This is a genomic window from Streptomyces sp. DSM 42067 (assembly GCF_055792885.1).
Genome location: NZ_CM147706.1, coordinates 1,210,988 through 1,234,353 on the forward strand (window position 1 = coordinate 1,210,988; position 23,366 = coordinate 1,234,353).

18 protein-coding genes and 1 pseudogene are annotated in these 23,366 nt (G+C 71.6%); 13 read left to right on the forward strand and 6 right to left on the reverse strand.

Going from position 1 to position 23,366, the window contains the following annotated elements; genetic code table 11:
- Window positions 1-17 precede the first annotated feature (17 nt).
- Entirely contained in the window at window positions 18-1,721 is a 1,704-nt protein-coding gene (locus ACSMXV_RS05825; protein ID WP_473176630.1) for a class I adenylate-forming enzyme family protein, read from the forward strand.
- 29 nt (window positions 1,722-1,750) lie between these two features.
- Here ACSMXV_RS05825 and ACSMXV_RS05830 read toward each other — a convergent pair whose 3' ends face one another.
- The 3 genes from ACSMXV_RS05830 to ACSMXV_RS05840 form a co-directional block, all read right to left on the reverse strand.
- The gene (locus tag ACSMXV_RS05830) at window positions 1,751-2,455 is read right to left on the reverse strand and encodes a TetR/AcrR family transcriptional regulator (RefSeq protein ID WP_473176631.1); all 705 of its coding nucleotides are present in this window, start codon (window positions 2,453-2,455) and stop codon (window positions 1,751-1,753) included.
- Window positions 2,456-2,671: 216 nt separating this feature from the next.
- Window positions 2,672-4,096, reverse strand: coding sequence for an aldehyde dehydrogenase family protein (locus tag ACSMXV_RS05835; RefSeq protein ID WP_473176632.1), 1,425 nt, complete (start codon window positions 4,094-4,096; stop codon window positions 2,672-2,674).
- A 17-nt stretch (window positions 4,097-4,113) separates the two neighbouring features.
- The gene (locus ACSMXV_RS05840) at window positions 4,114-5,025 is read right to left on the reverse strand and encodes an oxygenase MpaB family protein (RefSeq protein ID WP_473176633.1); all 912 of its coding nucleotides are present in this window, start codon (window positions 5,023-5,025) and stop codon (window positions 4,114-4,116) included.
- Window positions 5,026-5,146: 121 nt separating this feature from the next.
- On the opposite strand from ACSMXV_RS05840, the gene ACSMXV_RS05845 reads away from it, so the two are divergent.
- The gene (locus tag ACSMXV_RS05845; RefSeq protein ID WP_473176634.1) at window positions 5,147-5,809 is read left to right on the forward strand and encodes a TetR/AcrR family transcriptional regulator; all 663 of its coding nucleotides are present in this window, start codon (window positions 5,147-5,149) and stop codon (window positions 5,807-5,809) included.
- A gap of 124 nt (window positions 5,810-5,933) precedes the next feature.
- Here ACSMXV_RS05845 and ACSMXV_RS05850 read toward each other — a convergent pair whose 3' ends face one another.
- Window positions 5,934-6,506, reverse strand: coding sequence for an ABC transporter ATP-binding protein (locus tag ACSMXV_RS05850; RefSeq protein WP_473178838.1), 573 nt, complete (start codon window positions 6,504-6,506; stop codon window positions 5,934-5,936).
- Between the two features lie 185 nt (window positions 6,507-6,691).
- Here ACSMXV_RS05850 and ACSMXV_RS05855 point away from each other — a divergent pair, with 185 nt between their 5' ends.
- The 7 genes and pseudogenes from ACSMXV_RS05855 (at window position 6,692) to ACSMXV_RS05885 (ending at window position 16,169) form a co-directional block, all read left to right on the forward strand.
- Window positions 6,692-8,911, forward strand: a complete 2,220-nt coding sequence (locus ACSMXV_RS05855; protein ID WP_473176635.1) for an acyl-CoA dehydrogenase — start codon at window positions 6,692-6,694, stop codon at window positions 8,909-8,911.
- A 136-nt stretch (window positions 8,912-9,047) separates the two neighbouring features.
- On the forward strand, window positions 9,048-10,259 hold the full coding sequence (locus tag ACSMXV_RS05860; protein ID WP_473176636.1) for an acetyl-CoA C-acetyltransferase: 1,212 nt from the start codon (window positions 9,048-9,050) through the stop codon (window positions 10,257-10,259).
- An 85-nt stretch (window positions 10,260-10,344) separates the two neighbouring features.
- Window positions 10,345-12,516: a 3-hydroxyacyl-CoA dehydrogenase NAD-binding domain-containing protein gene (locus ACSMXV_RS05865; protein WP_473176637.1), complete on the forward strand. Its 2,172-nt coding sequence runs from the start codon at window positions 10,345-10,347 to the stop codon at window positions 12,514-12,516.
- A gap of 118 nt (window positions 12,517-12,634) precedes the next feature.
- Window positions 12,635-14,191 (forward strand): AMP-binding protein, encoded by a 1,557-nt coding sequence (locus ACSMXV_RS05870; protein WP_473176638.1) that lies wholly within the window; start codon window positions 12,635-12,637, stop codon window positions 14,189-14,191.
- 81 nt (window positions 14,192-14,272) lie between these two features.
- Window positions 14,273-14,677, forward strand: a pseudogene (locus ACSMXV_RS05875) (alpha/beta fold hydrolase); the annotation flags it as partial.
- Window positions 14,674-15,006: a hypothetical protein gene (locus ACSMXV_RS05880; RefSeq protein WP_473176639.1), complete on the forward strand. Its 333-nt coding sequence runs from the start codon at window positions 14,674-14,676 to the stop codon at window positions 15,004-15,006. The pseudogene ACSMXV_RS05875 and the gene ACSMXV_RS05880, both read left to right, overlap by 4 nt.
- Complete coding sequence (locus tag ACSMXV_RS05885) at window positions 15,003-16,169, forward strand: CaiB/BaiF CoA transferase family protein (protein ID WP_473176640.1); 1,167 nt, start codon at window positions 15,003-15,005, stop codon at window positions 16,167-16,169. Before ACSMXV_RS05880 ends, ACSMXV_RS05885 begins: the two co-directional genes overlap by 4 nt.
- A 631-nt stretch (window positions 16,170-16,800) precedes the next feature.
- On the opposite strand, the gene ACSMXV_RS05890 is transcribed toward ACSMXV_RS05885, so the two are convergent.
- Window positions 16,801-18,336, reverse strand: a complete 1,536-nt coding sequence (locus ACSMXV_RS05890) for an MFS transporter (protein WP_473176641.1) — start codon at window positions 18,334-18,336, stop codon at window positions 16,801-16,803.
- A gap of 61 nt (window positions 18,337-18,397) precedes the next feature.
- Window positions 18,398-18,910: a flavin reductase family protein gene (locus ACSMXV_RS05895; RefSeq protein WP_473176642.1), complete on the reverse strand. Its 513-nt coding sequence runs from the start codon at window positions 18,908-18,910 to the stop codon at window positions 18,398-18,400.
- 419 nt (window positions 18,911-19,329) lie between these two features.
- On the opposite strand from ACSMXV_RS05895, the gene ACSMXV_RS05900 reads away from it, so the two are divergent.
- From ACSMXV_RS05900 to ACSMXV_RS05915, 4 genes are all read left to right on the forward strand, one after another.
- A complete protein-coding gene (locus tag ACSMXV_RS05900) occupies window positions 19,330-19,938 on the forward strand; it encodes a TetR/AcrR family transcriptional regulator (RefSeq protein ID WP_473176643.1) in 609 nt (202 codons plus the stop codon).
- Window positions 19,939-20,012: 74 nt separating this feature from the next.
- Window positions 20,013-21,044: an AraC family transcriptional regulator gene (locus tag ACSMXV_RS05905; protein ID WP_473176644.1), complete on the forward strand. Its 1,032-nt coding sequence runs from the start codon at window positions 20,013-20,015 to the stop codon at window positions 21,042-21,044.
- Between the two features lie 185 nt (window positions 21,045-21,229).
- Complete coding sequence (locus ACSMXV_RS05910; RefSeq protein WP_473176645.1) at window positions 21,230-22,342, forward strand: LLM class flavin-dependent oxidoreductase; 1,113 nt, start codon at window positions 21,230-21,232, stop codon at window positions 22,340-22,342.
- On the forward strand, window positions 22,339-23,361 hold the full coding sequence (locus ACSMXV_RS05915; protein ID WP_473176646.1) for an alpha/beta fold hydrolase: 1,023 nt from the start codon (window positions 22,339-22,341) through the stop codon (window positions 23,359-23,361). Before ACSMXV_RS05910 ends, ACSMXV_RS05915 begins: the two co-directional genes overlap by 4 nt.
- The last annotated feature ends 5 nt before the right edge of the window (window positions 23,362-23,366 follow it).

A 23,366-nucleotide genomic window follows, 5' to 3' on the forward strand; every position in this document is an offset into this window, starting at 1 on the left:
CCGCGGAGGCGAATTCGATGGCTGGCACGGATGCGGAGAGGGTCGAGGCCCAACTCACCGGCCCTGGTTCGAAGTTCGAGATAGGAAAGGAGGTAGTACGGGGCAACCAGATCACAGTTTTCAAGAACCGTCTGCACTCGCTTCGCGAGCTGGTTGAAACGAGTCGCCGGTTCGACGACCGGACCTTCGTGATCGAGGAAGAGCAGCGGATCTCGTACGCGCGGCACCTCGACCATGTGGATGCCCTCGCCGCAGCGCTGCAGGAGGAATTCTCGATCGGCCCGGGCGATCGGGTCGGCATTTACGCCGCGAACCGCTGGGAATGGATCGTCTCCTTCTGGGCGGTCGCCAGCATCGGTGCCATCTCCTGCGGGATGAACGGCTGGTGGACGCCGGAGGAGTTCGCACACGCCGCCGACATCGTCGAGCCCAAGCTCGTCATCGGGGACACCCAACGCCTCGCCCGGCTGCACGGCCGGCACTGGGACTTCCCCCTGCTCGACCTGAACGAGGACGTCACTCCCCTCCTCCGCCGGCACGAAGGTGCGGCCCCCGTGATCCCGGCGGTCGCCGAGGACGACGTGGCACTCATCCTCTTCACCAGCGGCACGACCGGGCGGCCGAAGGCGGTCTCGCTCTCCCACCGCTCCGTCATCGGGTTCACGCAAGTGAACGCGTACACGACCGCGGCGGCGATGGCGGCCATGGGAGTGCCGGTGCCAGGACGGGACGAGCTGCCGCCGCCCTCCGACGAGGTCGCCCTGATCACCTCACCGCTCTTCCACGTGTCGATGCTCCAAGGCGCCATGATCCCGGCCCTCGCCAAGGGCGGCACCATCGTCCTGCTGCCGGGCCGGTTCGACCCCGAACGCGTCCTGCGCACGATCGAGCAGGAGCGGGTAACGGCCTGGTCCGCGCTGGGCAGCGCGGCGCCCAGGACAGCGGCCTCTCCGGCGCTCGGCCGCTACGACACAAGCAGCATCGTCAGCCTCGGCCTGGGCGGGGCCCCCGTCAGCCCGGCGGTGCAGCAGCGCTTCCTCGGCGCCTTCCCGAGCGCCCTGAGCCTCGGCATGGGCTACAGCAGCACCGAGGGTGGCAGCGTCATCGCCTCGATCAGCGGTCCGGACTTCGCCCAACGGCCGACCTCGACGGGCCGGCCCTGCATGACGGTCGAGGTCGAGCTCAGGGACCCGTCCGGCCGGCGCGTCCCGGACGGGGAGTACGGGGAGGTCCACATACGCAGCCCCTACATCATGACGGGCTACTGGAACGACCCCGATGCCTCGGCCGCGGTCCTGAAGGAGGACGGCTGGCTGGCCATGGGCGACATCGCGCGCCTGGACGACGGCTACCTCCACATCGACGCACGGGCACGCGACCTGATCCTCGTCAACGCCGAGAACGTGTCGCCGGTCGAGGTCGAGTTCGTCCTCGACTCCCACCCCGAGGTGGACGAGGCGGCCGTCTTCGCCGTCGACGACGAGGCCACAGGAGACGCGGTCTGCGCCGTGGTCATCCTGAAGCAGGGAGCCGAGACGGCGTCGCGGGACCTCGAGACGTGGTGCCGCAGCAGCCTCGCCCACTACAAGGTGCCCACCCGGTGGTACCTGGGCAAGGATCCCCTCCCCCGGACGCCGACGGGCAAGGTCATGAAGAACGAGATCCGCTCGCGGATCGAAGCCGCACTCCGCAAGCCACCGGACGGCCCGGCCCGCCCCTGAACCGGCTGTGGCGCCGGCGGGCTCCTGCCTCAGGCGCCCGCCGGCGCACCTGCTTCCTGGAAGATCACGGCGACGGCGTCGTCGATGTACCCCAGGACACGCCGCATGGACAGGTTCCCCGTCGACCACTTGCGCAGCAGTCCGCCGAGCAGCGAGGTGGCCAGCAGTACGAGGACTTCCCGGTCCCGCTCGGCGGTCTCGACGAACAACTCGCCCAGCGTGCGCTCGAAGCTCTGTGTGTAGCCCGCGAAGACCTCGCGCGCGGCGACGTCCGTGGTGACTTCCAGGAGCATCGTCAACTTGTAGAAGTTCGGGTACCGCCCGAAGGCGCGCACGATCCGGCGGAGCAGGGCCCGGAGGCGCTGCGCGTCGCTGCTGAGATCACTGTTCGGACCGCGGACCCTGCTGTCGAACGTCTCGCCCCAGGTGACGAGGGCGTAGGCGTACAGCAGTTCCTTCGACGGGAAGTAGCGGTACACGGTCGCCAGGGCGACGTCCGCGTTCTCGGCTACTTCGCGGATCTGGATCTGCTCGTACTCGCGTTCTTCGAGGAGCTGGACCGCAGCCTTGAGGATGCCGTCCCGGCGCGCGCGCTGAGACGAGGTACGGGCCTCGGCCGCCACGGCCACCTGCCCCTCGGCTTGCGCCGCACGATTCCTGACGCTGGACAGATCGTCCTCCCCGTACGCGAACGAGGTGGCACGGTCCGCCGCCGCGAAGGGCAGGCGCCGCACACACCGCCATTTCCAGAACCGAACTCTAGCATCCGCGACTCGAACGCCCGATAGCCCGCCGGAGGGGGATCCGGCGGGCTGTCAGGCTGCGGGCCCCGGGCTGCGGGCCCCGGGCTCCGGGCTGCGGGCCCCGGGCTCCGGGCTCCGGGCTCCGGGCTCCGGGCCCTTATAGGGTCCGGGCTCCTGCGAGCCCCAGGTTGCAAAGTGAGTGCCGCGCTATGACGCTCCGGCGCTCTTCGCGGCGATCCGGCGTTTCGCGGCCGTGAAGGGAGGCTGTGCGAAGCGCAGCGCGTCGAGGAAGAACCCCTTGCGCAGCACCGGTTTGCGGTGGCTGAAGATGGTGACGGAGTACTGGCCGTGGTAGGCGCCCATGCCGCTTGCGCCGACGCCGCCGAAGGGCAGGCTGGGCGCGCCGGCCTGCAGGAGGGCGACGTCCAGCCCGACGCCTCCCGACGACGTCCCGTCCACGAAGAGCTCGCGGGTCGCCGCTGACGCGGTGAAGACGTACAGCGCCAGGGGCTTCTCGCGCGCGGCGATGTAGTCGACCGCGGCATGCGAGGAGGCGACCGGGACGATGGGCAGGATGGGTCCGAAAATCTCCTCCTCCATGACCGCGGGGCCCTCCCCGACCGCGTCCGGCCCGTCGACGTGCAGGATCGTGGGGGCGACATAGCGGGTCGCCGCGTCGTACCGGCCGCCGAACGCGACGGTGCCGTCGGCGAGGTATCCCACGAGACGGGCGTGGTGACGCTCGTTGACGATCCGGCCGTAGTCGGGGCTCTCGGCGGCGTCCTCGCCCCACATCTCGGTGACGGCGGCGGCGATCGCCTCCGTCAGCGGGGCCACGCGGTCGGGCGTGGTCAGGATGTAGTCCGGGGCGATGCAGGTCTGGCCGGCGTTGGTGAACTTGCCCCAGGCGAGGCGGCGGGCGACCTCGGCGAGGTGGGCGTCGTCGTCGAACCACACGGGGCTCTTGCCGCCCAGTTCGAGGGTGACCGGCGTCAGATGCTCCGCCGCCGCCCGCAAGATGACCTTGGCGACCTGTCCGTTGCCCGTGTAGAAGATGTGGTCGAACCGCTGGCTCAGCAGCTCCGTCGTCTCATCGACGCCGCCCTCCACGACCCGCACGACTCGCGGATCGAGGTACTTCGGGACGAGCTCCGCCAACGTCGAGGAGACGTTCGGGGCAAGTTCGCTCGGCTTCAGTACGACGGTGTTGCCGGCCGCGATCGCTCCGACCAGGGGCGCCAGCAGGAGCTGTACGGGGTAGTTCCACGGGGCGATGATCAGGACGACCCCGAGCGGTTCGGTGACCAGCCGGGCGCTCGCCGGGGCCAGGCCCAGCGGGAGCCGTGCCCGCCGGGGCCGGGTCCAGCGCTTGAGGTGGCGCTTGGTGTGCGCGATCTCGGAGAGGACGACGCCGAGCTCGGTGAGCTGGGCTTCCGTCGCGCTCTTGTGGAGGTCCTGCCAGAGGGCGTGCTCGATGGCCCCGCGGTTCTGCGTGAGCAGGGCGGCGAGAGCGTCGAGCTGCGTGGTGCGCCAGGCGAGCTCGCGGGTGGCACCGGAGCGGAAGTACTCCCGGGCGTCGGCGACGGTCGCGGCGATGTCGGTGCCACCCAGGGCGGTGATGGCAGTCGGCATGTCGTACTCCCCGTGCCTCAGTGCCCGGTGACCGGGCAGCCGACGGGCCGGCCGGCCGCCGGATTGTTCTTGTCGGGGCCGAGGTCGTCGACGGTCCAGCCGTGCGGGTAGACGCGCTTGGCGAGGACGTCCAGCGGGTGCTCCTCGCCCGTGGCGGGGTCCGGCATCGGCTTGGAGCCCATCTTCTTCATCATGGCGTTGGACAAGGCCATCCGGAACTTCCCCGGCAGCTTGAGGCCACAGGCCTTGAGCTGGCGCGGGTCCACCTGCGCGACCAGCAGCCAGACGATCAGCTTGCCGATCCGCGGCGGCATCATGCTGGGCATCCAGGCCAGGAAGGCCTTCGCGACCTGCTCGTTGTAGGGGTAGTAGTAGACCTTCTCCTCGAGGTACTTCTCGTAGAACTCCTCGACCTCGGCGAGCGAGTCCGGCAGCGGCTTGTGGGAACCGAACAGCCGCGCCTCCTTGCTCTGCTGGATGCGGTACGCCTCGCGCTCCTTGTCGGTGACCTTGCGCCAGCCGAACTTGTCCGCGATGCGGACCGGGGTGAGGGTGTTGTCCGCCGCGACGGCCAGGTAGTCCTCCTGGACGATGTCGTACTGGCGGTGCATCTCGTTGACCTTCTTCGCCGCCACGCGCGAGGGCCCGGGGCCAAAGCCGTTCTGGTGGACGACATGATGCATCAGCGCGGTGTCGATGCTGCGCTTCTCGGTGTTGCGCTCCACCTCGCGGGCCACCTCGTGGACCTTCGACATGCTCGGCGCGGCGAAGGTGATCATATTGCCGGTGATCATCTGGATCGCCAGCAGGGCACCGAAGTCCTGGCGGAACAGGTCCGTGATCCGCTGGTGGTCGGTCTCGGGATCGAGCGTCTCGATCTCACGGACCCGGCGGTACCGGTCGTCTTCCTGGCGTGTGCGCCGTCCCATCTCTGGCCTCTCGATCTTCCACAGGGGTAAGGAGTGCGGCGGCCCGGAGGACCCCCGCCCGCAAAACAGTACGGCGTTCTATTTTTGCTGGCAAGGGTTCGGCGACGGTTAGGGTGAGGCCATGCCACCAGGTCGGAAGTACGCGAAGGGCGCTGCCAAGCGCGAGGAAGTCCTCGACGCGGCGCTCGAGCTCATCACGCAACGCGGCTGGGACGCGGTGACGATCCGGGAGCTGGCCTCGATCGTCGGGCTGAGCCCGACCGCCCTGGTGCACCACATCGGCAGCAAGGACGAACTACTCCTCGAACTGCTCCGTCGCCGTGACCGGCCGGGCGGTCAGTCATACGAGGAACTCGACGCCGACGAGGGCTTCCGCCTCACTCTCTCCGGGCTCCGGGAAAACCGGCGGGTGTCCGGTCTGCGCGAGCTCTACATCCGCCTGTCGGCCGAAGCCACCGCACCGGACCACCTCGCCCACGAGTTCTTCCGGGACCGGTACCGCGCACTGGAGAAGGCCGGGGCGCAGGCATTCGCAGAGGTCAAGGACGTCGGACGCCTCCCGGACGGCATCGACCCCGAGACGGCCGCACTCATGGTGATCGGGGTTATCGACGGCCTGGAACTCCAGTCCTTCTTCCGGCCCGACATCGACGTCGTCACCCAGGTCCAGGCCGTCCTGCGGCTCCTCGGAGTCGACGTGGACCGGCTGCTGGACGATGACTCCTCCGCCGAGGAGGCGGACGTGGCCTCGGCCGATGCCGGCCCAGAGGCGCGACCGGAGTAGGCCGGACACGGCCCGCCCCTCACGGCCGGGGCACACCGGATCCTCCCGGCCGCTTCCGGCCATGCCGCCGCCGGGGCCATCGCGCCGGGAAGGCCGCAGTCTGTCCGGGCCCCGGGTATGACGTCTACGGCTGTCCACCGCCCTGCCCCAGGCAGTCGGCCACCAGCTCAGCTCCGTCCCCCAGTTCGGCCGCACCACCCTCCGCCACGACGCGCCCCGCGAGCACCACCATCCCTCGGTCGGCGACCGGCAGCCCGACGGCGGTGTTCTGTTCCACCAACAACACCGGCATCTGCCGCCGGACCTGCGCGAGCGCCTCATGGACGGCCGTGACGACCACAGGCGCAAGCCCGAGCGAGGGCTCGACGAGCATGAGCAGGCGCGGGGAGGCGAGGAGGGCGCGGCCGATGGCGACCATCTGCTGTTCACCGCCGGAGAGCGCCCAGCCGAGGCGTCGGCGCAGCGGAACGAGGGCCGGGAAGAGGTCATAGACGTCGGTGCGGGTGAAGAGTGCGGGGCGGCGGCCGCGGGCGGTGGCGCCGACGCGGAGGTTGTCGTCGACGGTGAGGGTGCCGAAGACGTGGCGGCCTTCGGGAGCGTGGACGAGGCCGCGGCGGGCGATGGCGTCCGGGGCCATGCCGGTGAGTTCAGTTCCGTCGAAGCGGATGGAGCCGGTGCACGGCACGAGGCCGGACAGGGCTCGTCGACGCCTCGCCCGCTCCGTTGGCGCCGAGCAGGACGAGGGTCTCGGCGTCGGCGACGTAGAACGTCACGAGCCTCGGTCAGGACACTTCCATAACCAGAACCCAGTTCTGTAAAGTCCGGACCCGGGGCAAGGATCCGATCCGAGCCCCGCCGATTCGAGGAGCAGGAGGCCGCCGCATGTCCATCGCGCTCACCGCGGAACAGCAGGAACTCGCCAGGTCCGCACGGCAGTTCGCCACTCGGCACGCGCCGGTGGGGTCGACCCGCCAGGCCTTCGGAGCCCTCGCGGCCGGGGAGCTGCCGGCCTACTGGCCCGCACTGGTGAAGCAGGGCCTGCACGCCGTCCACCTGGCGGAGGAACACGGCGGTCAGGGCGGCGGGCTCATCGACCTCGCCGTCGTGGTCGAGGCGGCAGGCCGTGGCCTGCTGCCCGGCCCGTTCGTGTCCACGGTGACAGCGAGCGCCGTGGTCTCCCTGGCGGCACCCGGCCCGGCCCGGCCGGCGGTGTTGCGCGATCTGGCCGACGGCGCCACGGCCGTCGTGGTCCCGCCGGGATCCGGCCTTGCCGGCACGGCCGGGGACGACGGCTGGACCCTCACGGGCACAACCGGTCCGCTGATCGGACTGCTGTCCGCGGAGCTCATCGTCGCCGGGGTCGACACCGCCGCCGGGACCGTGTGGCTGCGGATCGACCCGGCAGCCGCCGGCGTGCGCCGGATCTCCCTGGAGAGTGTGGACCTCAGCCGGGACGCCGGACGCCTGGAGGCCGATGGGCTCTTCATCGAGCGCACGGCGGAGATCGGTGCGCTCGACGCCGGCGCGGCCCGGTCCGTGCAGGTCGCGCTGCTGGCCGCCGAGGCCGCCGGCGTGATGGGCTGGTGCCTGGAGTCGACGGTCGCCTACGTGTCGGTCCGTGAGCAGTTCGGCAAGCCCGTCGGCTCCTTCCAGGCCGTGAAGCACAAGGCCGCGCGCCTGCTGGTGGAGGCCGAGCTCGCGTCCGCCGCGGCGTGGGACGCGGCGCGCAGCTTCGAGCAGGACGCCGCGCAACGCAGGCTCGCCGTCGCCGTCGCGGCGATCACGTCGCCGGGATCGGCGGTGGAGACCGCGGTCGAGGCCCTCAGCCTGTTCGGCGGGATCGGCGTCACCTGGGAGCACGACCTGCACCTGTACTGGCGGCGGGCGATGAGCATCGCGGCGCAGGCGGGCCCCGTCGGGAGCTGGCTCACCGAACTCGGCGGCGCCGCTCTGGACTGCGAGCGGGAGGCCGGGATCGAGCTCGATGACGCCGACGAGCGGTTCCGCAGCCGCATCGCCGCCGCGCTGGACAGGGCGGCGGCGCTGCCGCCGGACCCCCGTGACGGGGAGCGCACGGTGCGCGTCACCGGTCCGCGCCGCGATCTCCTCGCCGCGGAGGGCCTCATGGCGCCGCACTGGCCCCGCCCCTGGGGCCTGGACGCCACACCCGTCGAACAGCTCGTGATCTCCGAGGAGTTCGCCGCACGGAAGCTGGCCGCCCCGTCGATGGCGATCGGCGAGTGGATCATGCCGACGGTCCTGACCCACGGGACCGACGCCCAGCGCGAGCGGTTCGCCGGACCGTCGCTGCGCGGCCAGATCGTGTGGTGCCAGCTGTTCAGCGAGCCGGGGGCCGGCTCCGACCTGGCCTCGCTCACCACGAAGGCCGTGCGGGTCGACGGCGGCTGGCGGCTCACCGGACAGAAGGTCTGGACCTCGCTGGCGCACGAAGCAGACTGGGGGCTCTGCCTGGCCCGCACCGACACCGAGGCGCCCAAGCACCGGGGCCTCACCTGCTTCCTGGTCGACATGTCCGCCGAGGGCGTCGAGGTGCGCCCGCTGCGCCAGCCCAACGGCCACTCGGAGTTCAACGAGGTCTTCCTCCAGGACGTGTTCGTTCCGGACGACTGCCTGCTCGGCGACGTGAACAACGGGTGGCGGGTGGCCACCACCACCCTCTCCAACGAGCGGCTGTCGATCAGCGCCACGATGAGCGGCGGCCACAGCGAGCCGATCCGGGAACTCATCCGCACCGGCGCGCACGGCGGCAGCGCCGAGGACGCGCTGCGCGCCCTCGGCCGCGTCAACGCCAGGGAGACGGCGCTCGCCGCGCTCAACCTGCGCGAGACCCTGCGCCGGCTCGGCGGGCAGCAGCCGGGACCGGCGACCAGCATCGCCAAGGTCGCCTCAGCCGAGCTGCACCGGGACGCCGCGCACGCGCTGTTCGGGCTGCTCGGCCCCGAGGGCGCGGTGCGCCACGGCGCCGACGATGCCGCCGAGCGGGAGCTGTCCGTCCCGACGCATCTCATCGGCGGCGGCACGGTCGAGATCCAGCTGAACGTGATCGCCGAGCGGATCCTCCGGCTGCCGCGCGGCCAGTGACCTGGCTCGGAGCTTCGCTCGCCGCCACACGACCGGCGGCGCCCAGCCGAACCGTCCACACGGCCGCCCCACTTCGCCGCCCCACCTCGCCGCGCCTGCTGGGCGGCGACCCATCGACCCCGACAAGGAAGCGAATATGTCTGAGATTTATATCTTTGATCACGTGCGCACACCGCGTGGGCGCGGGAAGCCCGGCGGCAGCCTGCACGAGATCACTCCGGTCCAGCTGGCCGCCCAGACCCTCGGCGCGCTCAAGGAGCGCACCGCCCTGCCGGCGGACGGCGTGGACGAGGTCGTGCTCGGCGTGGTCAGTGCCGTCGGCGAGCAGGGGCCTTCGCTCGTCCGGATGGCGCCGATCATGGCCGGCTTCGCGGACCGGGTTCCCGGACTCCAGGTCAACCGGTTCTGCGCCTCGGGCCTGGAGGCCGTGGCCATCGGGGCCGGGAAGATCGCGCTGGGCTCCTGCGACATGGTGATCGCGGGCGGTGTGGAGAGCATGTCGCGGGTGCCGGCCGGCTCCGACGGGAGCGGCCCGTGGGGCATCGACCCTGCGCTGACGGCGGACCACCCGATGGTCATGCAGGGCATCGGCGCCGACCTGCTGGCCACCCTCCTCGGGCTGAGCCGCAAGGACCTGGACGCCTACGGGCTGGCCAGCCAGCAGCGCGCCGCCGAGGCATGGGCCGAGGGCCGCTTCGACCGGTCGATCGTCCCGGTCCGCGACATGCTCGGCACGGTCGTCCTGGAACGTGACGAGCACCTGCGCCCCGACACCACCGCGGAGGGGCTGGAGGCGCTCAAGCCCGCGTTCGAGTTCTACGGCACCCAGCTCGGCCACGACTCGGTCGCCGTCCAGCGCTACCCGCAGATCGAGAAGGTCGAGCACCTGCACACCGCCGGCACGAGCTCGGGCATCGTCGACGGCGCCGCCGCGGTGCTGGTCGGCACCGCCGAGGCGGGCGCACGCCACGGGCTTTCCCCGCGCGCCCGGATCCGGTCCACCGTCTCGCTCGGCTCCGAGCCGCTGCTCTTCCTCGACGCCCCTCCCGCCACCTGCCGCCGCGCGCTGGACAAGGCCGGCATGGCGGTCGGCGACATCGATCTGTGGGAACTCAACGAGGCGTTCGCCGCCGTCCCGCTCCACCTGATGCAGGAACTGGACATCCCGCACGAGCGCCTGAACGTCAACGGCGGTGCGATCGCGCTCGGCCACCCCCTCGGCGCCACCGGCGCGATGATCCTCGGCACCGTGCTCGACGAGCTTGAACGCCGCGATCTCGGCACGGGTGTCGCCGCCCTGTGCGCGGCGGGCGGCCAGGGCATCGCCATGGTCATCGAACGCATCTGAGAACGCCTCTCAGAACGCATCCGAGAGCACATCCGAGAACCCATCTGAGAACGTCTCTGATTACGGAGAAGCTGTGGACGAGTGCGTGACCAGCGTCATCGACGCTGACGGAGTCTGTACGTTGACCCTGGATCTGCCCGGCCGCCCGATGAACGTGATCGGCGTCGAGCTCCAGGCAGCGCTGGCGGCCGCGATCGAGCGGGCCGCGGCCGACCCGGAGGTGGCGGGCATCGTCATCGCTTCGGGCAAGCCCACTTTCGTCGCCGGCGGCGACCTCAAGGAGATCGGCGGCGGCACCGATACCGGGCAGTCCCCTGCCGAGCGCGTCGCGGGGGTGATGTCCCTGTCGCTGGACCTCCGCAAGCTGGAGACCTGCGGAAAGCCGGTCGCGTGCGCGATCAACGGGACGGCGCTCGGCGGCGGCCTCGAGATCGCCCTCGCCTGCCACTACCGTGTCGTCGCCGACGACCCGGCGATCCAGCTCGGGCTGCCGGAGGGCAAGCTCGGGCTGATGCCGGGCGCCGGCGGCACCCAGCGGCTGCCCCGCCTGATCGGCATCGAGGCGGCACTGCCTCTGCTGATGCAGGGGGCCACCATGGGCCCCGCCAAGGCGCTCGAGACCGGCATCGTGCATGCCGTCGTCCCCGCCGGGGACCTGCTGGCCGAGGCCAGGCGCTGGGTCCGGGAGGAGGGCGATCCCGTCGCCCCCTGGGACCGCAAGGGCTACCGGATCCCCGGCGGCGCCGGGGCGCTCGTCCCCGAGATCCGCAACTTCTTCAGCGCGACGAACAGCGTCGCGCGCGGCAGCAGCTTCGGCAACCACCCCGCCACGGGCATCGTCGCCGCAGCCGTGTACGAGGGCACACAGCTCCCCATGGACGCGGCGCTGCGTGTGGAGGCGAAGTACTTCGTCACCCTGCTCGACAGCCCGGTCTCGCAGGCGATGATCAAGACGCTGTTCATCGGCAAGGGCAAGGCGGACAAGCTGGCCGCCCGGCCCGCCGGGGTGGAGAAGGCGCGCTACGCCAGGATCGGGGTGATCGGCGCGGGCGTCATGGGCGCCGGACTCGCGCTCACCGCGGCCAAGGCCGGGATCGAGGTCGTGCTGCTGGACCGCGACCTCGCCACGGCGGAGAAGGGCAGGGCCTACGCCGAGTCCCGGCTCGGACGCGACGTGGCGAAGGGGCGCAGCAGCGCCGAGAAGGCCGCGCGGACCCTCGCCCGCATCCAGCCCGCCGACTCATACGAATCCCTCGCTGACCTGCAGATCGTCATCGAGGCGGTGTACGAGGACCCGCAGGTCAAGCGGGAGGTGATCGGCCGGCTCGACGCGGTGCTGCCCGCCGGGGCGGTCATCGCCTCCAACACCTCGGCGCTGCCGATCACCGACCTCGCGTCCTTCGGGAACCGTCCCGATGACTTCATCGGCATGCACTTCTTCTCCCCCGTGGAGCGGATGGGCCTGGTCGAGATCATCCGCGGCGACCGGACCTCGGACGAGACCCTCGCCAAGGCCCTCGACCTGGCGCAGGCGCTACGCAAGACGCCCATCGTGGTCAATGACAGCCCCGGCTTCTTCACCTCGCGTTTCATCGGCTCCTTCATCAGCGCCGGTATGGACATGGTCAACGAGGGGGTCACCCCGAGCCTGGTGGAGAACGCGTCCCGGATCCTCGGCATGCCGATGGGTCCGATGACCGTCTCCGACTCCGTCGGGCTCGATCTGGGCGTTCGTGCCGGTCTGGCCCGCGCGAAGGAACAGGGGCTGCCCGCACCCGACATGGGGATCTCTGGCCGGCTGGTGCTGGACCACGACCGCCTGGGGCGCAAGAACGGCAAGGGCTTCTACGACTACACCCCCGACGGCGGAAGGTCCCTCTGGCCCGGCCTGGCCGGCCTGCTGCCCACCCTCGACGCGCAGCCGCCCGTCGAGGAGGTGAAGGCCCGCATCCTCTACGCGCAACTGGCCGAGGGAGCCCGCTGCTTCGCCGAGGGAGTACTGCCGTCGGCGCTGGACGGAGACCTCGGCGCCGTCCTAGGCGTCGGCTTCCCTGCCTACCTGGGGGGTCCGTTCACGGCGATCGACACCATCGGGCTGCCTGCCTTCGTCGAGGAGTGCGACCGGCTCGCCGCGGCGTACGGAGAGCGGTACGCCGTGCCGCAGCTTCTGCGGGACATGGCCGCACAGCGCCTGACCTTCCACGGTGCGCGGGCCGTCGACTCGCCGGGCGAGAAGACCGCCGTCCCCGCCGCCTGACCTTCGCCGTCGGCCCGCGCGCTCGCCTCGCCCGGGGAGCAGGCGGGCCGCCCCAGGCCTTCCCGCAGAACGGCCTCCATTCCGATCAGCCGCTCCATCCAGTCAGAGAGGCGAACCGATGCCTTCGGTCGATCAACCCGGCGACGCACCACTCCCGCTCGGCGCCTACGCCATCGCGGCCACCCACCCGAAGCGGATCGCGATCATCACCCCCGACGGCGAGGAGATCACCTTCGGCGCCCTCGGTGAGACGGCGAACCGTGTCGCCAACGGGCTCCGGGCGCTGGGCCTGCGCCACGGCGATGTCGTCGCCACGTTGCTGCACAACTCAGCCGAGCATGTCGAAGTCACCCTGGCCGCCCACCAGATCGGCCTCTACCTCGTCCAGGTGAACGTCCATCTGACGGCCGAGGAGATCGCCTACATTCTGGCCGACTCCGGAGCCGGGGCCGTCATCGCGCACGGCGACCTCGCCGGCGCACTCGATCCCGACGGAAAGAAGGGGGACGGTCTGCCCGAGCACCGCTTCACCGTGGGCGAGCGGGTCGCGGGCTGGGCGGACTACACCCGCTGGCAGCGGCAGCACCCGTCCGATCCGCCGCCGGACCGGCGGACGGGCCTGACCATGGGGTACACCTCTGGCAGCACGGGACGGCCGAAGGGCGTGCTGCGCCCCCTGCCGCCGGTCTCCCCGGAGGACCTGATCGCCGGATCGGCGGCCTCCGTCGAGGTCTACGGTCTCAGGAGCGGACCCGGAGTGCACCTGGTCTGCGCGCCGCTCTACCACACGGCCCCCTCGGTGTTCTCGCTCAACACCCTGAACCTCGGCCACACGCTCGTGGTGCTGCGCCGGTTCGAGGCGGAGACGGTGCTCCAGGCCATCGAGCGGTACCGGGTCACCAACAGCCAGATGGTGCCCACGCACGTCCACCGCCTGCTCCGGCTGCCCGAGGACGTCCGCGCGCGGTACGACCTGAGCAGCCTTGAAGTGCTCCTGGTCGCCGGCGCCCCGTTCCCGCCGGACACCAAGAGCGCCGCGCTCGCCTGGCTCGGGCCGGTGGTCTGGGAGTATCTGGCGGCGACGGAGGGGATGGTGAGCTTCGTCAGCCCGGCCGAGGCACTGGAGCGGCCGGGCACCGTCGGCAAGCCGGCCGATGTGCTGATCCTGGACGAGGCGGGCGAGCCGGTTCCACAGGGGGAGTCCGGCACCATCTACTTCCCCATCGGACCGCTGCCCTTCACATATCACAACGCACCCGAGAAGACCGCCTCCGCGCTCGGCCCGGACGGGTACGCCACCGCGGGCGACCTCGGGCGGCTCGACGAGGACGGCTACCTCTACCTGCTCGACCGTCGGGACGATCTGATCATCTCCGGCGGAGTGAACATCTACCCCGCCGAGATCGAGCAGCGTCTGTCCGGCCACCCCGACGTCGCCGACGCCGCGGTGATCGGCGTGCCCGACCCGGACTGGGGCAAGCGGGTCGTCGCCGTCGTCCAGCCGGCCCCCGGCGTGGTCGGCGACGACCGGCTCGCCGTCGCCCTGGACGCCCACTGCCGGGCGGGGCTCGCCGCGCTCAAGTGCCCACGCCACTACGAGTTCCGCGACGATTTCCCGCGGACCCCCTCGGGCAAGCTGCTACGCCGGGTGCTCCGCGAAGAACTGGGCGGCTGACCGGCCGCGTCCGGCTTCGCGCGGAGGCGCGGGACTGCTTCTTCTCCCTGTCCGCGACGCAGTACTGACCCGCCTGTACGACCAGGTCGGCCGGTCTCAGCCGGCCTGCCGCACCGTGCCGTCGAGCATTCGCTTGCGCAGGACGAACGCCGGCCGGACGTGATCGGCGCGGACGCCGACGCCTTCCGCAAAGCCGCCGGGTTCGCGGGGGCGCTCGGCGCCTTCACCGACCACGTGTTCACCGGCCCTGGCCGCCTGGCCGACATCCCGGTCAGCGTCGTGTGGGGTGCCAGGGACCGGCTCCTGCCCGCCGCCACCCAGGCGCGCCGGGCCCGCCTCGCCCTGCCCGACGCCCACCATGCCGTACTGCCCGGCTGCGGCCATGTCCCCTTCCACGACGACCCGTTGGCCTGCCTGATGCTCCTGCTGCACACCTGGCACGAACCGCACCACACCCCCACCCCCACTCCACGGAGGACTCCATGAGCACAACCGCGCCACCGCGGTCCCCAAGCGTCGTCGTCATCGGCGCGGGGTTCGGCGGCATGTCCGTCGCCCTGCGCATCGGCCGCACCGGCCACGCCGTCGACGTCCGACGCGACGTGCACGACACCTTCAACGCCGAGCTGCGCGACCGGCTGCCCAAGACGGTGTTCTCCACCGGCTGCCCGGGCTGGTACGCCACCGCGGACGGCAAGCTGACGACGGTGTGGGTCGGCTCCCACACCCGCGGGTTCCTCGTCAACGGCGTGGACCCGTCCGCCGCCGACGGGGACGGGTCGGACCGCCCCCTCGCTCTGGCGGAGGGACGGTGACCGGGCCCCTGACGGGCGTCCGCGTCGTCGAACTCGCCGGCATCGGCCCCGCCCCGTTCGCCGCGATGCTCCTCGCCGACCTCGGCGCCGACGTGGTGCGCGTCGAGCGCCCCGGGCCGCCCGGCCTCGTCGACGGACCCGGCCGCGACCTGCTGACCCGCGGCCGGCGCAGCATCACCGTCGACCTCGCCGACCCGGCCGGGCGGGACATCGTCCTGCGCCTCGTCGAAGGCTCCGACATCCTCCTGGAGGGCTTCCGGCCCGGGGTGACCGAGCGCCTGGGCCTTGGCCCGGACGACTGCCATCGCGTCCGCTCCCAGCTCGTGTACGGGCGGATGACCGGCTGGGGCCAGGACGGCCCGCTCGCCACCGCCGCCGGACACGACATCGACTACATCGGCGTGACGGGGGCGCTCTGGGCGATGGGCCGCCCGGACGCGCCCCCGGCCCCGCCGCTCAACCTCGTCGGCGACTTCGGCGGGGGCGCCATGTTCCTCGCCCTCGGAGTCGTCAGCGCCGTCCTGGAAGCCCGTACGAGCGGGCGCGGTCAAGTCGTCGACGCCGCCATGGTCGACGGCACGGCCCTGCTCACCACAATGTTCTGGTCGATGCGCGCGGGCGGCCTGTGGAACGACCACCGCGGGGCCAACGTCCTGGACGGGGCCGCACCGTTCTACGACGTCTACGCGTGCCAGGACGGCAAGTACCTGGCCGTGGGCGCGATCGAGCCGCAGTTCTACCACGAGCTGGTCGAGCGCACCGGCTTCGACGAGGACGGCGCATCGCAGTGGGACGTGGCGAGTTGGCCCGCGCAGAAGGAACGATGGGCGGCGCTCTTCGCGACCCGCCCCCGCGACGAATGGGCCGCACTCCTGGAAGGCACCGACGCGTGCGCCGCCCCCGTGCTCGACTGGCAGGAGGCGCCTGAACACCCGCATGTGAAGGCTCGGGGCACCTTCGTCGACGTGGACGGGGTACGGCAGCCCGCCCCGGCACCCCGATTCAGCCGCAGCGGAACCCGGCCCGTGACCCCACCCCCGGAGCCCGGCGAACACACCCGCCAGGTGCTCGCGGAACTAGGGCTGACGGAACCGGAGATCGAATCCCTGTTGTCCCGGGGCGTCATCAAGACGCGCCGCCCCGACCAGCGAAAGGCAAGGTGAAGGCCGGTGTCCCGGCAGCGAGTCATCGTGGTGGCCGGCGGTCACAACGGGCTGGTCGCGGAGTGCTACCTCAGGTCCGGCCCACCTTCCACGGATCCGAGATGCGAAGCCGCTTCTTCCTCGACCAGGCCCAACTCCTCGACCTGCCCGCCCACTCCCTCCCCGGCCGCGGCGCCCCCTGCTCACCGCCAAACCCGCCCGCACACTCGGCGACGCCGCGGTCCCGCGCATCGCCGCCAAGGCCCTGGGCCCCACCTTCGGCCCCGACCTGCTCTACCACTGCGCAGCCGAAATGAACCACCTCGCCTCCTTCCTCCCAGCCCTCCACGAGGAGTTCGAAGGCACCCCCTGAACCGACGACGAGCAGTCGTCAGCCGGGCGTGGACCACATGCAGCGGGCGGGGGCGCTGACCCGGCCACTCGCCGGCGCCCCGGTGTGACGACCGTGCTCGTACGCGAGAACGTGATCACCGCAGTGCGCCGCGCCTCCACCACCCTCGCCCCGGTGGCGGCGACCGTCGCCTTCGCCGTATTGATCTTGCGGGGCTTCAGTTGACACGGCCTGCTTGCCAGGCGGTCCCGTACTTTCGGTGAGGTGCGGCCCTCCGGCCATCGGCTGGGGGAGCAGCGGTCATGCGCGGTCGGACGGTGCGGCATCCGGGGCGCGGTCCGGCGCGCTGCGCCGGAAGAGGAGGCCGCAGACGACCATTCCGGCGGCATAGAAGGCGGCCGACCAGCCGAAGGCGGTGGAGTAGCTGTGCAGGGCGGACTGGGCGAGCGCCTCCTCGGTGGCCCTGTGGTCCGCGAGGTAGCCGGCGGCGGCGCCGGCGGCCAGGGTGCTGAGAAGGGCTGTGCCGATGGACCCGCCGACCTGCTGCATGGTGGTGACGGCGGCGGAGCCGACACCGGAGTCGCCCGGGTCGACACCGGTGGTGGCGGTGCTCATCGCCGTACTGATGGTCAGTCCCGTGCCGATGCCGAAGAGGACGAGCGGCGGCAGGATTCCGGTGGCGTAGCCGGAGTCGGCCTGCAGGGCGGTCAGCCAGACGAGGGCGGCAGCGGACAGGGTCATGCCGCACGGCACGATCAGTTTCGGACTGCACCGCGGTACGAAGCTGGAGAAGGCCGTGGAGGTCAGCATGATCGAGCAGGTCATCGGCAGGAACGCCAGGCCGGTCTGGACGGGTGAGTAGCCGAGCGTCTGCTGCAGGTAGTACGTGAGGAACAGATTGAGGCCGAACATCCCGATGGAGGAGGTGAAGATCGTGATGAGGGCGGCTCCGCGGTTGCGGTCCAGCAGGATCCGCAGGGGCAGCAGCGGGTGTGCCCCGCGGGCCTGCAGCCAGGCGAACACCGCGATCAGCGCCGCACCTGCCGTCAGGAAGACCCAGGTGCCCGCCGCGCCCCAGCCGAGCGTCTCGGCGTTGGCGCACCCGTAGACCAGGGCGAACAGGCCGGCCGTCACGGTGACCGCGCCGGGGAAGTCGATCTTCACGCCCTTGGTGCGGCCCTGGCGCGGCAGCAGCACCGCGGCTCCGACGAGGGCGACCGCGGCGAAGACGAGGTTGATGTACATGCACCAGCGCCAGTCGAGGTACTCGGTGAGTGCGCCGCCCAGGATCAGGCCCACGCCCGCACCTGCACCGGCCACCGCGCCGAAGACGCCGAACGCCCTCGCCCGCTCTTTGGCGTCGGTGAACGTCGTGGTGAGCAGGGCCAGCACGCTGGGCGCCAGCAGTGCGCCGAAGACGCCCTGGAGCGCCCGTCCGACGACCAGGACCTCGAAGTTCGGTGCGGCGCCGCCGAGCGCGGAGGCGCAGGCGAAGCCCGTGAGGCCGATCAGGAGGGTGGTCTTACGGCCGACGAGGTCGCCGATGCGACCGCCGAGCAGCAGCAAGCCGCCGAAGGCCAGCGAGTACGCGGTGACGATCCACTGCCGGCTGTCGGTGGAGAAACCCAGGTCCTGCTGGGCCGACGGCAGCGAGATGTTCACGACCGTCGTGTCGAGGGTCAGCATCAGCTGCGATATCGCGATGACCGCGAGGATCAACGTGCGGCGGGTGCGCTCCCCGGCCGCGGCCTGTCGCGCCTTCGGCGGGCCGGCGTCGTGGGCGGTGGTGGTACTCAAGGCTCTCTCCGTGGGTTCCGGCTCGGCTGCTGTGTGCATACGTCTGTGGGTCGGGCGGCTGCGGGTGACTGCGTGGTGACTACGGGGACGCGCCGTGCCGTCAGTGCGCCGCCGCCTCTGGCTCGGCGAGGCGGCGGAAGCGGCTGCCGTGGAAGACGAGCGGGGCGGTGTCGGGGTCTGCGTACGCGGTGTGCACGGCGAGCACCACGATGAGGTGGTCCCCGGCCGGCACCTCCTCCTGGACGGAGCAGTCCAGCCAGGCCGTCGAGCCCTCGATGAACACGGCGCAGCCGTCGGAGATCTGCCAGTCCACCCCCGCGAACCGGTCCCCGCTCTTCTGCGAGAGGCTCCGGCAGACCAGGTCGTGGGCCTCCCCGAGGACGCTCACCCCCAGGCGTGCCCCGGCCCTCAGCCTCGGCCACGTCCTGGAGGTGTTCTGCACGCAGAGGGATACGAGCGGTGGATCGAGCGAGACCGAGGTGAAGGAGCTCGCGGCCATGCCCTCGGGGCGGCCGTCGACGAGGCCGCAGATCGCGGTGACGCCGGACGGGAAGCAGCCGAAGGCCTGCCGCAGCCGTGTGGGGTCGTCCAGTGGAATGGTCTCGAGAACCATCGGTTCCTCCCTGGTCGTGGGCGGCGCCGAGCGGGCGGCGCTGTCGGTGGAAGCCCGGGCCCGAATGCCGAAGGTCGCGTGCACGGGCACGGGGCCGGATGCGGGCACGGTGGGGACCGGTGGTGCCCTCGGGCATGGAAGACCGGCGGATCGGCGGGGAAACGGGGAGCACGCGCCGTCCGCCGTACCGCCTCGGGCACGGTCGGTACTCACCGTAGTGGGGGCCCCGGGGCGCGGTCTGTCCGCTTGGCGCCGGGGGCATCCGCCGTGCGCCACATCTTGCCGCCCCGCGTCACCTGCGGGGAACCGCGGGCTCGGGGACTTCCGGGGCTCCCCCCGGCGGACGGGAGAAACGGTTGCGTTTCTCCCGTCCGCATGCCAGGATCAAATGAAACGGTACCGTTTTTCCGGAGGGAAGCATGGCTGATTCCGAGCACGCAAACGACTCCCGCGTCATCAGGCGCCCGCGTATGACCCCGGAGCGGGAGACCGAGCTGCTGCATGCGGCGCTCGACGTGCTGCGCGAGGCCGGCTACGAGGGGGTGTCGATGGAGTTGGTAGCCGCCCGGGCAGGCTGCAGCAAGGCCACCCTCTACCGGCAGTGGCAGTCCAAGGCGGGACTGATCGCGGCCGCGCTCCGCGCCTGCCTGCCGGTCGCGGACCTGGCCATCGACACGGGCTCGCTGCGCGGAGACCTGCTGGCGATCACGGAGCAGCAGCTGAGCGACAGGGCGGACGCCCTCCTCCTCGCGGCCGTGCACCACGCCGTCCTGACCGACGAGGACATGGCCACAGCGATGCGGACCGCGCTCCGCGCACCTGTCGCCGCGTCCCTGGAGCGGTTCGTCGACCGAGCCGTCGAACGAGGTGAGCTGGCAAGCCGGCCCGCCTCCGCCGACTTCCTGCCCCAACTGCTGTTCAGCCTGGTGATGGCCGGTCCCGTCGACGGTGTCACGGTCGACGCCGCGTTCCTCGCCCGCTTCGTCGACACCGTGCTGCTGCCTGTGCTGCAGCACGGCGGCAAGTGACCGCGACCCGCCCCGCGCAATCTGCCCCCGGACCGGCCATCACCGGTCCTGCCGACCGACGAAGAGGTGAAACAGTGGACGTACACGAGGCACTGGTGCCTCCGCTGGGCCGACGTTTCGAGGTGCTCCGCTCCTCCAAGCCCGAAGAGGTCCGCGCCTGCGTCGCTCACTGGCTGGCCCCGCACCGGGTCACGCCGGTGCACGGCGCGACGGAGGTGACGGCCGAGGTCTCGGCGGTCCGGCTGGGCCCGGTCTCGCTCGTCCACCTGCGGCACGACGGCGACAGGCTGCGCGTGAGGCACACCGATGAGGTGCCGCACTACGATGTGGCCCTTCCGGTCGAGGGCGCAGCCCGGCTGGAGTGCGGCGGCGAAGAAGCGGACCTCGGCGAGCGGTCGGCCGCGGTCATCTCCCCTCAGACGCGCGCGGAGATGGAGCTCGCAGACGGCTACTCACAGCTCCACCTGCGGATCGACAGGACCGCGCTGGAGCGGCACCTGGAGGGAATGCTGGGCCGGCCCGTACCGGGTCCAGTGCGCTTCCGGGTGGGCATGGACCTGGCCGGACCGGCCCTGGCGTCGTGGGCCCGCACCGTCGGCGTACTGGTCAGGGATCTCAACGAACCCGGCGGGCTGAGCGCCCAGGGGGACGCCGCCGACCTGTGGACGGAGTTCCTCCTCTCCGGCCTCCTCCGCGCCCAGCCGCACAACTACAGCGAGGCGCTCGCCCGGCGCGACGCCACCCACTCGATCCCCGTGAGGGTGCGGCGGGCCGTCGACCTCATCGACGACGAGCCGGCCGCGGACTTCTCCCTTGCACGACTCGCGGAGGCGGCCGGCGTCGCCCCGCGCTCGCTCCAGCGGGACTTCCGGTCCTACCTGGGGGTCTCACCCCGGCAGTACGTGGAGCGCACCCGACTCGCCCGGGCCCGCGCGGACCTGGTCGCGGGGGCGGGAGCCACCGTGGCCGACATCGCCTACCGCTGGGGCTTCAGCCATGTGTCGCGGTTCGCCGGGGCCTACCGCAAGCAGTACGGCGAGACGCCGTCCCAGACGCTGCGCACCACGGCGGACACCGGCCGGGTACGGCTCGCGCGGGCGATGTAGCCCCCGTGCGCACTGCTGCAGGGGGCGGCGGCGCAGCTCGTGTCGCCAGCCGGACGGACTTGGCATTCGCCGGATCGGTGATCAGCCGGAGCACTCATAGCGTGGAGTTCGCGAGGCGCCGGAGAACGAAGGCGGGGCGCGCATCCGGCAATTCAGCCACCACCAAGGAAAGGTCAGACCGCAGCATGAGCGCGATCAGCAACGAGCCCGAGAAGCTCAAGTTCATCCACACCTACGGACCCGGGCTCCACTCGCACGAGCCGGACCCCGACGTGCACGACCCGAAGTGGCAGCAGCGCCAGATCGACGAGTTCGTGGAGTTCGCGGTGCTGGCCGAGGAACTCGGCTACGACGGCCTGACCGTCACCGAGCACCACCACCCGGCGATGACCTGCCCCTCGCCGCACCTGCTCCTGGCCGCTGCGGCGATGCGTACCAGCCGTATACGGCTGGGGACCGCGGTCACGGTGCTGCCGCTCCACGACCCCGTACGGGTGGCGGAGGAGGCCGGCACCCTGGACCTGCTGAGCGGGGGCCGCTTCGAGCTCGGCCTCGGCAAGGGTGCGCCCGGCGAGCGCTTCGTGTCCGTCGGCCGGGAGCTGACCCGCGACGAGGCGGGCCGGGCCTGGCTGGAGGCCGTCGAACTGGTGTGGCTGCTGCTGATCGAGAAGGACGTCACCTACGACGGCGAGTTCTTCACGGTCGAGGCTCCCAGGACGCTCTCGACCCGTCCCCTGCAGGACTCCCTGCCGGTGTGGCTGGCCGGGGCCAGCCACGAGACGATGCAGCTGGCCGGGCGCCACGGCTGGAACATCATGCGCAACCTCGGGAGCAACGCCGAGCACCGCAAGGGCCTGGACGTCTACCTCGAGACCGCCGCCGCACACGGGCACGACAGGACCGGCGCGAACCTGATCGTCGAGAAGTTCGTCTGCATCGGCAGGACCGAGGCCGAGGCCGCGGAGTCCATGGGCCGGTTCGCGACCTCCTTCAAGCGCTTCGCCGCCGCCTACATGGCCGGCGGCAAGCGCGAACTCCCCAAGACAGACGGAGAGTTCGCCTTCGACAAGAAGGACAAGGACAAGCCCGCGCTGGCCGTCTTCGGCACGGTCGACCAGATCATCGACAGCCTCCAGCAGACCATCGACGAGACGGGCGCCCGCCGCCTGCTCGTCGAGACGTTCTCCGAAGCCGAGTCGCGCCTGCTCGCCGAAGAGGTCATCCCGGTGCTGCGGGAACGCAACGACCCGAAGGGCACGCAGCCCCAGGCCTCCGCGCAGAACGGGGCGCAGGCATGAGCGACACCGCAGTGCACCTCGCGGACCAGGGCTGCTTCTGGGTCGGAGTGACCTACGAGGAGCGCCAGGGCCAGCACCTCGCCGACGGCACCCAGTTGTACGTCGAGTACCAGATCCCGGCCGAGCAGACCCAGCCGTACCCGGTCGTGCTCGTCCACGGGGGCGGCGGACAGGCGACGGACTGGATCAGCACCCCGGACGGGCGACCCGGCTGGCGGACCCTGCTGCTGCAGCGCGGGTACGCGGTCTACCTGGTCGACCGTCCCGGCCACGGCCGATCCCCCCGCCACCTGGCCGAGACCGGGGCACCGGCCGGCCCCGGGGCAGGTCCACTCCCGTCGGCGGAGGCTCTCGGGTCCCTGTTCGCCGGGCGCGATGACCCGCTCCACACCCAGTGGCCCGGCACCGGGGACCGCGATGACCCGGCACTGGCCCAGCTCCTCGCCTCCCAGCGGCAGACCCCGTACGATTTCGGGCCCCACCATGAGCTGATGCGCCGACGCGGCGCGGAGCTGCTCGACCGCATCGGGCCCGCCATCGTGATCACAAGCTCGGCCGGCGGCCCCGCCGGCTGGCTGATGGCCGACGAACGCCCGGGACAGGTGCGGGCGATCGTGGGTCTTGAGCCCATGGGCCCCAGCGGCCCCATGCCGATGGCCTGGGGGCTCGCCGCTTCCCCGCTCACCTACGACCCGCCCGTCGCCGAGACGGCAGAACTGGCCCTGGTGAAGGCGCCGGGCCCGGACGGCGCCATGGTGACGATGCAGGCCGACCCGCCGCGGCGGCTACCGAACCTCGCCGACGTACCGATCGCCATCGTCTCCGGCGAGCGCTCCTTCGTCCGGGCCGCTGATGCCGGCACCGTTGCCTACCTGCGCCAGGCGGGCTGCAGCCGGGCGGACCACCTGTCACTCGGCGAGCTCGGAATCCCAGGCAACGGGCACCTGATGATGCTCGAGCGCAACAACGAGGCAGTGCTCGACATCGTGACCGACTGGCTGGCCAAACAGGTCGGATAGGCGCA